We start from the raw sequence: 11,013 nt of genomic DNA on the forward strand, positions 1-11,013 counted from the left end.
CCGGCAAGATGCTCGACGAACGCCTCGGGAAGATCACCTTCTGGACCCTGTTCATCGGCTTCCACGGCACCTTCCTCGTCCAGCACTGGCTGGGCACGGAGGGAATGGTGCGGCGCATCCCGGACTATCTGGCGGCGGAGGGGCTGACGACCCTCAACACGGTCTCCACCATCAGCTCGTTCGTCCTGGGCCTGTCGATCCTGCCGTTCCTGTACAACGTCTGGAAGACGGCCAAGTACGGCAAGCCCGTCGCGGTGGACGACCCGTGGGGCTACGGCCGCTCCCTGGAGTGGGCGACGTCCTGCCCGCCTCCGCGGCACAACTTCCTCACCCTGCCCCGCATCCGCAGTGAATCCCCGGCGTTCGACCTGCACCACCCGGAGATCGCGGACCCGGCGGCGGCGGATTCCGCCCGGGAGTTGGTCTCCCGGTGACGGCGACGGACGGGCACCGGGCCGAGGCCCGCGCCCTGGTGAACGACATCGAGGGGCATCTGCTGCTCTCCGCCACCCGGGAGGAGGGCCGGCGGGCGGCGGAACGGTTCGCCTCGGACCTGTGGCCGGCCGGCTCCGAACGGGAGCTGGTGTGCGCCCGGTTCGAGGCGGAGTACCTGGCGCTCGCCCGCGAGTCCTGGCAGCGCACGGCCACGCGGGCCGAGGAGTTGCGCGCCGAGTACGAGGAGGCGTTCCGCGTCCTGCGCCGCCGGCTGCTGGCGCGGTGCGCGGCGGGGTGCGCGGTGTTCCTGGCCGTGGCGCTGACGGCGGTCCTGGCCGTGGTCCGGGGCGCGGGCGGCTGACCGCGTGGCACGGTTCGTCCGTGGACACGCGGCATAGCGGACAGGATCTGTCCTCGATGGCTGTCACGGTGGGTCCAGTGCCGCACCAGGGCACGACGAGGACGACCCGGAAGGATTCGATCACCATGTCCGCTGCCACGCCCACTCCCCCGACCACCACCGCCCTGGACGGGGAGCGCGCCGACCTGCTCGGCGCGCTCTCCACCGCGCGGGCGGCCCTGCTCACCACCGTGCGCGGGCTGGACGACGAGCAGGCCCGCCGGTCCCCGACGGCCGGCACCCTCTGTCTCGGCGGCCTGGTCAAGCACGTCACCGCGATGGAGGAGCGCTGGACGCGCTTCGCCGTGGAGGGCTCCGAGGTGCTGCGCTTCGACCTCCCGGAGGGCGTCACCTGGGAGGACCTCGCGGCCGGCACCGCGCGGGAGGTCCCCCAGTGGGCGATCGAGCACGAGGCCGGCTTCCGTATGGAGCCCGGCGAGACGCTGGCGGGGCTCCTGGAACGCTACGAGGAGGTCGCGGCCCGGACGGCCGAACTGGTGGCCTCGGCACCGGACCTGTCGGCCACCCATCCGCTGCCGGAGGCGCCCTGGCAGAAGCCCGGTGAGGTACGCAGCGTCCGGGGCGTGCTGCTGCACATCATCACGGAGACCGCGCAGCACGCCGGACACGCGGACATCGTGCGCGAGACGCTCGACGGGCAGACGTCCACCTGAGCGCGCCCGCCCCGCGACGCCCGCACGGACCACCGCCGCACCGCCCGAACCACCGCCCGACGGAAGGAACGCCCACCGCCATGCACCCGCACCCGCACCACCGGCCGCCCGGCCACCGGGACGTGGGCCCGTGACCGTCGCCGTCCTCGACCGGCGGGCGCTCAACCGCGCCGCGCTCGCCCGGCAGTTGCTGCTCGACCGCGCCGGACTCCCCGCCCTGGACGCCGTCCGCCACCTGTGCGGACTCCAGGCGCAGGAACCGCAGGAGCCGTTCACCGGGCTGTGGTCCCGGCTGCGCGACTTCGACCCGGCGTCACTGTCGGAGCTGCTGACCGGGCGGCGCGTGGTGCGCACCCATCTGATGCGCCGCACCGTCCACCTGCTCACCGCCGAGGACACCCTCGCCTGGCGGACCCGGCACGACGCGATGCTCCTCCAGCGCGTCGTCGGGGTCTACCGCGGTCGGCTCGATGGCGTCGATCCCGCCGAACTCGCCGCGGTGGGACGGGAGCTGACGGCGGACGGCGAACCCCGCCCGGTGGGTGAGCTGGGCCGGGCCCTCACGGAGCGCTGGCCGGACGCGGGCCCCCGGCCGCTGGGCGAGATGCTGCTCGCCGTCCTCCCGATGGTGCAGTGCCCGCCGCGCGGGGTGTGGCGCGCCAAGGCGGCCGGGGCGCGGCACGCCGCTCTGTCCTCCTGGCTGGGCCGGGACGCGGCCCCGGCCCCGGACGACCCGTCCGATCCCGTGGGCCAGGACCTGGTCCGGCGTTATCTGGCCGCGTACGGCCCCGCCGCCTCGGCGGACCTGCGCGCCTGGTGCGGGGTCTCGGGGCTGCCCGCCGCGGTGGCCGCGGTCCGCGAGGAGCTGGTCACCTTCCGGGACGAGCGCGGCCGGGAACTGCTCGACCTCCCGGACGCGCCCCGCCCGGACCCCGACACCCCGGCCCCGGTGCGCTTCCTCCCCGCCTTCGACAACGCGATCCTCGGCTACCACGACCGCAGCCGGATCATCGACGACGAGCACCGGGGCCTGTCCGTCGCCGGGGAACGCGTCGTCCTGGTCGACGGCCGCGTCGCCGCGACCTGGACCGTCCGTGAGGACACGATCTCGGTCACCCCGCTCCACCGCCTCACCCCCACCGCCCGCGACGCGGTCGCCGAGGAGGGCCGCGCGCTGGCGTCGTTCCTCTCGGAGGGGGAGAGCGAGCGGGTGCGGGTGGGGTGAGGCCGGGATCACACAATCACGCTGTGCCGCCCGGTCGTGAGGACCGGACCGGGATCGGATATTCGGTGTTCTGCCCGCCCCTTGGGACACAAGATGGTGCGCATGACTCTGGCCACCCCCGTACTGCACACCGCCCGCCTGCGGCTGCGGCCCTTCACCGACGCCGACGCGGACCACCTCTTCGCGCTGCACAGCAGCACCTGTGTGATGCGCTACTGGGACTCCCCGCCGTGGACCAAACACGCCCGCGCCGACCGCTTCATCGCGATGTGCCGGAAGATCGCGGACGAAGGCACCGGGGCGCGGGTGGCCGTCGACCGCGCTTCCGACGGTGCCTTCGTCGGCTGGTGCGGTCTGACCGGATGGAACCCGGACTGCCGCAGTGCGTCGCTGGGCTACTGCCTCGACGACGCGATGTGGGGCCACGGCTACGCGACCGAGGCCGCGCACGCCTTGCTGCGGTGGGCATTCGACACACTGGACCTGAACCGGGTCCAGGCCGAGGCCGATACGCGCAACGAGGCATCCGCCCGGGTACTGGAGAAGGTCGGATTCGTGCGTGAAGGGACGTTGCGGGAAGACTGCGTCGTGAACGGCGAGGTCTCCGACTCGTGGGTGTTCGGTCTGCTCAGGCGGGAATGGCAGCCGTCGGCCGTGCCGACTCCGGCCCGCTGAGAGGCCGGGCCGCTCGTCCGACGTCCGGGGCGCGGGTCCGGCCGCTCGCGGCGCGGGCAGCGGCCTGGTGGCGGCGCTGACGCTGACCACGGGACTGGTCGTCCAGCCGTTCGCGGCCCGGCTCGACCACACCGGCAGCGCGCGGGCCACCCTCGCGGCCGTGGCGACCGTGATCGCCGGACTGCTCACCGGGGCGCTCGCGGTGCACCGGGGGTCGGTGGTCCTGGTGCCGGCCGCGGCGGTCGTCCTCGGTGCCGGATACGGGCTCACCCTGGTCTCCGGGCTGAAGGAGACGGAGCGGCTGACGCCCGAGCACGCGCGCCCGTCGGCGGCCTCCCTGTACCAGGGCACCACCTCCATCGGCTTCCTCGCGCCGCTGCTGCTCGCGGTCACGGCGGGCAGCGTCTCCTATCCGGCGCTGCTGGTCGCGATGGCGGCGGTCGGGCTGCTGTGCCTGGTGGTCACGGCCGCGTACAGCCGCCGGCATCTGCCTGCCACGGACGGGGTCCGACCGGGTTCTTCGGCGGCGGCGCCACCGCCCGGCGCGCCGGCCGTGGTAGCGATGTACCGACCGGACACCGACCACCCCGAGGGACAGCGATGCTCTTCCGCCAGCTCGAATACCTGGTGTCCCTCGCCCGGGAGCGGCACTTCGCCCGTGCCGCGCAGTCCTGCCACGTCTCGCAGCCGGCCCTGTCCGAGGCGATCCGCAAGCTGGAGGACGAGCTGGACGTCCTCCTGGTCCAGCGGGGCCGGACCTACGAGGGACTGACCCCCGAAGGCGAGCGCATCGTGGTGTGGGCCCAGCGCATCCTGGCCGACCGGGACGCCCTCAAGGACGAGGTCACGGCCCTGCGCACCGGTCTGAGCGGGCGCCTGCGGATCGGCTCGGTCCCGACCGCGTCCGGCGCCGTCTCGCTTCTGACGGCCCCGTTCTGCGCGGCGCACCCGCTGGTGACGGTGGAGGTGGTGACGGACCTGCGGTCGGAGGAGACCCTCGAACGCCTGCGGGGCTTCGAGCTCGACGCCGGACTCACCTATCTCCACGAGGACCTGGGCGAGCACTTCCGGACCGTCACCCTCTACAAGGAACGGTACGTTCTGCTGACCGGGGTCGCGGACGACCCCGCCCGCCGGACGACGGCGACCTGGGCGGAGGCGTCCCGTCTGCCGCTGTGCCTGCTGACTCCGCGTATGCAGGGCCGTCGGGTCCTGGACGCGGTCTTCACCGAATCCGGCCTGCGGGCGGCCCCCCGCGTCGAGACCGACTCGGTCGCCTCCCTCTTCGCCCACGTCCGGACGGGCCGTTGGGCGAGCATCGTCCCGCAGGCATGGCTCCACGTCTTCGGCGTCCCACCCGGAATGCGCGCACTGCCCCTGGTCGACCCCGTCCGCACGGTCCCCATCGGCCTGGTCATCGCCGCCCGCGAACCGGACTCCGCCGTGGCCCGCGTCCTCCTGGACACGGCCCACGAGGCGGGGCTGTCGGGGGTGGAGGGGGGTGAGGGGGGCGGCGGGGCGGCCGACCGTGGGCCTTCCGGCCGGTGGCCCATGGACACCGGGCCGGCTCCCTGGCAGCGGCGGGGGTACGCGCGCACGTCATCGAACACGGCGGCCGGGCGGCCCGGGTGTGCCGCACGAACGGGTGGATGCGTCCCTGGGGTGCGGACGAACACTTCGGACGGGGCATCGGCCACACGAGGCCCGTGGCAGCTCGGCCCGGTACAAGACGAACGCGCCGACGGCGAACCATGCGGCACCAGCACCGGCGTCTTCGACGGACCAGCCGCGGCGCCGCGGCTGCTCTGCGAGGATGATCCCCATGCGGCAGGGCCCAAGCGAGGCAAAGAAAGCGCAAAGGCCTCCCGAAGAAGCAGCTCAGCAAGTGTGGTTCCCGCGCAGGCGGGGGTGTTCCGGCTGTTTCGTCCCAGGGGGACCATGAACTTCACCACGCGTACCCGCGCGGTGTTCGACCATGTCGCGGCCGGGCTGACCGAGAACACCGGCTACTTCGTCCTGATCAACTGTTCGACCGGGGGACGCCGGAGGTCGACAACCGGCTCGCGAACGGCCGCAAGGCGGTCGGCATCAACGGGACGGCTGCGACCGGCCTGAAGGACGGCGAGGTCGAGTACGAGGCCAACACCCGCCGGACCTGCCCCGCCTGACCCATCTCTCATCCACCGCCTACGCCCGCAAGGAGGACGTATCCCATGAACGGCAGCTACCCGCCTCCGCACCAGCCCTACCCACCGCAGCCGTACCAGACGCCCGCGCCTGCGGTCCGTCCCCTGCACAAGATGAAGCGGGTCTGGGCCGGTGGCGTCGCGATCCTGGTCATCGGCACCGGCTGTGGTGCGGCGATGAGCGAGAACGACGGCACGGCCCCGGCCGGTTCGGCGAAGGCCGGGCCCCAGCCGACGGTCACGGTAACCGCCACGGCCACCGAGACGGCCCGGCCGACGGCCACGGCGACGAAGACGGTCACTGCGACCCCGGCGGAGAAGCCGAAGAAGGCGGACGACAAGCCCGCCGAGAAGGCCCCGACCGTCGAGATGGGCACCCTGCCCAACCTCGTTGGCCTGACCCACCAGGACGCCCAGGACACCGCCCAGGCGGCCGGGTTCTACTCCCTGCGGGAGAAGGACCACACGGGCATGGAGCGGATGCTGCTCATGGACAGGAACTGGAAGGTGTGCAAACAGGAGCCCACCCCGGGCAAGCACGCCGTCGAGAAGACGATCACCCTGTACTCGGTGAAGCAGACCGAGTCCTGCTGACCGCGCACCGCCGGGCGGCGGCCCGCGCCCCGGGCCGCCGCCCATCCACCCGCCACCACCCCGGAAAGGACCCCGCGATGCGCACCGTGCGGGCCGCCGCCACCCTCGTCCTGCCCGCCCTGCTGCTCCTGACGGCCTGCCAGAACAGCGACCGCACCGGCGCCGAGCCGTCTCAGCCGCCCGTCACCGTGCCTGTCGAGCCGTCTCCTTCCGAGACCATGTCGGAGGCCGAGCGGGAGGTGTACGGCGTGTTCGGTCAGAACGAGAAGAACCTCGAAGAGATGGCGCGGCAGGGCGCTGAGGCGGCCGCCAACGACCCGTTCGCCGACCCGAAGACGGCCGACCTGGCCGACCTGACCGGCGGGTCTCTGGAGTTGGGCGAGCGCCTCGCGGAAGCGGCCGGGTTCCGGTACGTCGTCAGCGAGGATGCTCTCGGGCAGGATCGGGCCCAGGTGCCCGGCAACTGGGTCGTCTGCAGCCAGACCCCCGGACCCGGCACGTACCAGTTCGAGGTCCTCGTGACCCTGCAGACCGTCTTGGACGGCGAGACCTGCCCCTGACCCCGGAAGAAGACGGCCATGATCGAGAAGAATCAGGTGTACCGGGCCATGGAGCCCGGCGGCCCCCGGATCAAGGTGACTGACGGACGACCGGGGTTCGGCTACGACTAGGGCAAGGTCCAGGTCGTCACCCTCACCGCCGACGGCCGCGAGCTGCTCCTTCGCCGGATAGAGGCGTCGCAGCTCCACACCAGCCCCACCACCCGCCACGGCGTGCCCCGCGAGCACGGGTACATCTTGGAGGAGAAATCGTGATCGCATAGGACGTTCAGCCCGGGCAGTTGTTCCGGGACCTCGCGCCGGACATGAAGGAGCGGGACCGGCGGATGCGGGTCCTGGGCATCGAGGGGAGCTGGGCCCGGCTGGCCGTTGAGCACGACCTCCGCGGCCAGGTGGGCAAGGAGACGTACGCGAGCCTGATCCGGCTGTGCAGCGGCGCGTTCGAGCTGCTGAAGGACCCCGCGCAGGCGGGGCTGTTCCGGGGACCATCACCGCCCGCACCCTCTCCCGCTTTCCTGCCGACCGGTAACGTCAGGCAGCAGCGCCTGGCCGACATCGTGCTCAGCCCCGAATACGCGGCTGCGCCCGCTGTGGTCGGCCCCGATCGCCAAGGACGGCCGGCCGCCCGACGACTCCGGCGACTGAAATCCCGCCGACACCGAGGCCCCCGGCCTGCCCCGCCTACGACCAGGAGCTGACGATGCAGTGGGAGAAGCACGCAACGACCCTCGCCGAGCAGGCGACGGACCCCGGGTCGCGGTGGCGGCCTCTCGTCGCCGCCGTCCCGCGCCACCGGTTCATGCCCCGCTGGTGGCATCGCCGCGCCGGCGCCTGGGCGCTGCGCGACGGCCCGTCGGACGAGACCGCCTGGGCACAGCACGCCTACGCGGACCGGTCCGTGATCACCCGTGTCGGGCCGCACCACGCGGACTTGGCCGCGTACGGAGGCGCCCCGGCCGGGCTGCCCACCTCGTCCGCGACCCTCCCGAGCCTGGTCGTACGCATGTTCCAGCACGCCCGCATCGCCGACGGCTGCGAGCTCCTGGACATCGGCACCGGCTCCGGCTACGGGGCCGCCCTCGCGGCGCTGCGGCTGGAGGAGCACCGGGTCACCAGTATCGACGTCGACGAGTACCTGGTGAACGCGGCCCGGCAGCGCCTGGACCGGATCGGACTGCGCCCACAACTTGAGGTGCTGGACGGCACAGGCGTACTGCCGGGAGAGTACGACCGGATCGTGGCCACCGTCGCCGTGCGCCGGGTCCCGCCCTCGTGGCTCGCCGCGCTGCGCCCGGGCGGACGCCTGGTCACGACGATCAGCGACACCACGCTGATCGTCACCGCGGAGAAGCGGGAGGACGGCACCGCCGTCGGCCAAGTGGAGTGGGACAGAGCCGGCTTCATGCAGGCCCGCGCCGGGGACGACTACCCGGACACCCTGCCCGAAGGGCTCCGGGACGCCGCCCGGAACCGGGACGGGGACTCCGTCACGGGGAGCGACTTTCCGGCCCTCGACATCCAGGAGGCCTGGGACGTGGCCGCGATGCTCTCGATCGAGGCGCCGGGGACCCTGTACGGCTTCGACGAGACCGACGGCCACCGGGTGACGTGGCTCGCGCACCCGGACGGCTCGTGGGCACGGGCGTCGTCGAACGGCACCGGGCCGACCATCGTGCACCAGAGCGGTCCGCGCCGCCTCTGGGAGGTCCTGGACGGCATCCGCGGCTACTGGCTCACCCACGGCGAACTCCCGGTCCGCGGAGCCCGCGTCCTCATCACGCCGGACGGCCGGACCCGGCTGGCACGCGCCGGCTGGCGGGCCACGCTCTGAACGCGGGTCCCGCGCCCGGCCCCAGCCTCACGCCCCACAAGACGTGCGGATGAGCGTTGACGGGGCACACGCACCCCATGACGTTCACGGTCCTGACCCTGACCCCACTCGTGCTGGCCGTCCTCGTCCTGTACCGCCCCGGGCGTCACGCCCACCGGCGCCGACGGCACGCCCGGCGGTGAGGGACCCCCGAGCCGACGGCGCCGCTGCGTAGGGTCGGCCCATGGCGTACACCTTCGATGTGACGGTCGACTCGGCCACCCCGCATGCGCTCGCCGACTGGTGGGCCGAGGCCCTGGGCTGGGAAGTGGAGCCGGGGGACGAGGCGTTCATCCGGCGGATGGTCGCCGAGGGGCGGGCGAGTGAGGAGGACACCACGACGCACCACGGCGTCCTGGTGTGGAAGGCCGGTACCGCGATCCGGGACCCGGAAGGCACGGACCGGACGCCGCGCATCCTGTTCCAGCTCGTGCCGGAGCCCAAGGCGGTCAAGAACCGGGTGCACCTGGACGTGAAGACGGGGCCCGACGAGCCCCGGGCCGTCGTCGAGCGGCTGATCGCCAAGGGGGCGACGTTTCTGCACCACGGCAGTCAGGGCCCCTACGCGTGGACCACCCTCGCCGATCCCGAGAACAACGAACTCTGCATCCTGGGTTGAGCGGGCCCGCCCCCCCAGTACCGTTCCGGACCGCCCGTCACCGTTCCGGCCCGCCCAGCCCCTGCGGGTCCGCCAGGGATGCCATGTCCGTCAGGAGGGGGTCGCGCAGGGCGGCGGCCGCGAGGCGATCCAGGGCCCGGCGGCGCACCGTGAGCGCCGGCCGCGACCAGGAGGTCGCGTGCGCTGCTCGTGACGGGGCGCGGCGGGCGGGCCCGGCGCGAGGTCGTCGTCCGCGGCGGATCCGCAGTCCGGTTCGCGGTCCGGTTCGAGGGACGGTTCGCGGTCCGGTTCGGCGGTCGGCTCGCGGGCCGGTCCGGGGGACAGTTCGCGGTCCGGTTCGCGGGTCACGGCGGCCGGCCTCCCCCGGGGCCGCCACCGGGGCGCCGTCCTGTGCGTGCCGTCGGGGTGAGCATGGGCGGGCGCGCCGGCGGCAGCACCCGCCGGGTCGGGGCGCGCGCGGGCGGCGCGTCGCGCCCGGGAGGCCGGCGCGACCAGGTATGAGACCTGCATGTCCCAACCCGGCACCCTCGTCCTGATCATGGCCGCCGCCGTGCTCGCGCCCCTGCTCGCCGACCTGGCGGGCCGTCGGATGCGCGTCCCGATGGTGGTCTTCGAGATCGCGCTCGGCGTCCTCCTCGGTCCGCAGGTCCTCGGCTGGGCGCACGGTGGCCAGGTCACCGACACCCTGGCCGACCTAGGACTGTGCATGCTGATCTTCCTCGCGGGATACGAGATCGACTTCGCGGCCGTCCGGGGGCGGACCCTCAACCGGGCGCTGCTGGCCTGGCCGGTCTCCCTCGCGGCGGGCATCGGGATCGCCCTCCTCTTCGCCGACGAGCACGGGCTGTCCGGGGTGTTCGTGATCGCCACCGCGCTGACCAGCACCGCCCTGGGCACCGTACTGCCGATTCTGCGGGACGGCGGCGACCTCGACACGCCCTTCGGCCGGACGGTCTCGGCCTTCGGGGCCGTGGGCGAGTTCGGCCCGGTGGTCGCCGTCGCCCTGCTGCTCAGCGGCCGGAAGCCCGGCGAGTCCGCCGTGCTGCTGGTCCTGTTCGCGGTCATCACGGCGGCCGCCGTCTTCTGGGCGCTGCGGCCGAGGCCGCCCTGGTTCTCCCGGCTGGTCGACGAAACCCTGCACAGCAGCGCCCAGTTCGCCGTCCGCTTCGTGATGCTGCTCCTCGCCTCGATGCTCGGCCTCGCCACGGCGTTCGGCCTGGACATGCTGCTGGGCGCGTTCGCCGCGGGGGTGGTGACCCGGCTGGTCCTCCAGAGCGCGGCCCCGGAAAACGGGCGGGAGGTCATGGGCAAGGTGGAGGCCATGGGGTTCGGCTTCCTCGTCCCCCTCTTCTATGTGGTGACCGGCATCGAGTTCGACCTCGACGCCCTGCTCCACGACGGCGGCGCGCTGCTGCTGGTCCCGGTGTTCCTGCTGCTGTTCGTCCTGGTCCGGGGCGGTCCCGTGTACGCCTTCGCGCCACGGGAGCCCGGCCGCGCCGACCGGGCGGCCCTGGCGCTGTTCTGCTCGACCTGTCTGCCCCTGGTGGTGGCGATCACGACCATCGGCACGGACCAGAAGATCCTCGGCACGGACACGGCGGCGGCCCTGGTCGGCGCGGCGATGATCTCCGTCCTGGTGCTGCCCCTCCTCGCCACGAGGATCGGACGCGGCGGCGCGGCGGGCCGCAGGACGGGGGCGCGCCCGGCGGACGAGACGGAGGCGTGGTGAGGTGAGGTGAGGGCACACTCGGCGCGTCGGTCCCGGGAGGTAGGCG

The 11,013-nt window shown here is 73.4% G+C and carries 10 protein-coding genes and 3 pseudogenes; all 13 read left to right on the forward strand.

Annotated features, from left to right (window positions below):
• Nucleotides 1-434 (forward strand): cbb3-type cytochrome c oxidase subunit I (locus ABZ457_RS25975; RefSeq protein WP_359161776.1); only part of this gene is annotated, 434 nt, incomplete at its 5' end.
• On the forward strand, nucleotides 431-796 hold the full coding sequence (locus ABZ457_RS25980; protein WP_359161779.1) for a hypothetical protein: 366 nt from the start codon (nucleotides 431-433) through the stop codon (nucleotides 794-796). The genes ABZ457_RS25975 and ABZ457_RS25980, both read left to right, overlap by 4 nt.
• Nucleotides 797-921: 125 nt before the next feature.
• On the forward strand, nucleotides 922-1,509 hold the full coding sequence (locus tag ABZ457_RS25985; protein WP_359161782.1) for a DinB family protein: 588 nt from the start codon (nucleotides 922-924) through the stop codon (nucleotides 1,507-1,509).
• A gap of 130 nt (nucleotides 1,510-1,639) precedes the next feature.
• The gene (locus ABZ457_RS25990; protein ID WP_359161785.1) at nucleotides 1,640-2,734 is read left to right on the forward strand and encodes a winged helix DNA-binding domain-containing protein; all 1,095 of its coding nucleotides are present in this window, start codon (nucleotides 1,640-1,642) and stop codon (nucleotides 2,732-2,734) included.
• 102 nt (nucleotides 2,735-2,836) lie between these two features.
• Nucleotides 2,837-3,409 carry a GNAT family protein gene (locus ABZ457_RS25995; protein ID WP_359161788.1) on the forward strand — a complete coding sequence of 191 codons (573 nt, stop codon included), beginning with the start codon at nucleotides 2,837-2,839 and terminating at the stop codon, nucleotides 3,407-3,409.
• Between the two features lie 67 nt (nucleotides 3,410-3,476).
• Nucleotides 3,477-3,923, forward strand: a pseudogene (locus tag ABZ457_RS26000) (MFS transporter); the annotation flags it as partial.
• An 86-nt stretch (nucleotides 3,924-4,009) separates the two neighbouring features.
• A pseudogene (locus ABZ457_RS26005) lies at nucleotides 4,010-4,879 on the forward strand (LysR family transcriptional regulator); the annotation flags it as partial.
• A gap of 743 nt (nucleotides 4,880-5,622) precedes the next feature.
• Entirely contained in the window at nucleotides 5,623-6,189 is a 567-nt protein-coding gene (locus ABZ457_RS26010; protein ID WP_359161791.1) for a PASTA domain-containing protein, read from the forward strand.
• 77 nt (nucleotides 6,190-6,266) lie between these two features.
• Nucleotides 6,267-6,749: a hypothetical protein gene (locus tag ABZ457_RS26015; protein WP_359161794.1), complete on the forward strand. Its 483-nt coding sequence runs from the start codon at nucleotides 6,267-6,269 to the stop codon at nucleotides 6,747-6,749.
• 278 nt (nucleotides 6,750-7,027) lie between these two features.
• Nucleotides 7,028-7,447, forward strand: a pseudogene (locus tag ABZ457_RS26020) (DUF6354 family protein); the annotation flags it as partial.
• 2 nt (nucleotides 7,448-7,449) lie between these two features.
• A complete protein-coding gene (locus ABZ457_RS26025) occupies nucleotides 7,450-8,580 on the forward strand; it encodes a 50S ribosomal protein L11 methyltransferase (protein WP_359161796.1) in 1,131 nt (376 codons plus the stop codon).
• A gap of 223 nt (nucleotides 8,581-8,803) precedes the next feature.
• A complete protein-coding gene (locus ABZ457_RS26030; protein WP_359161799.1) occupies nucleotides 8,804-9,238 on the forward strand; it encodes a VOC family protein in 435 nt (144 codons plus the stop codon).
• Between the two features lie 508 nt (nucleotides 9,239-9,746).
• The gene (locus ABZ457_RS26035; RefSeq protein WP_359161802.1) at nucleotides 9,747-10,967 is read left to right on the forward strand and encodes a cation:proton antiporter; all 1,221 of its coding nucleotides are present in this window, start codon (nucleotides 9,747-9,749) and stop codon (nucleotides 10,965-10,967) included.
• Nucleotides 10,968-11,013: the final 46 nt, after the last annotated feature.

The organism is Streptomyces sp. NPDC005805, from assembly GCF_040630445.1.
Lineage (GTDB): Bacteria > Actinomycetota > Actinomycetes > Streptomycetales > Streptomycetaceae > Streptomyces.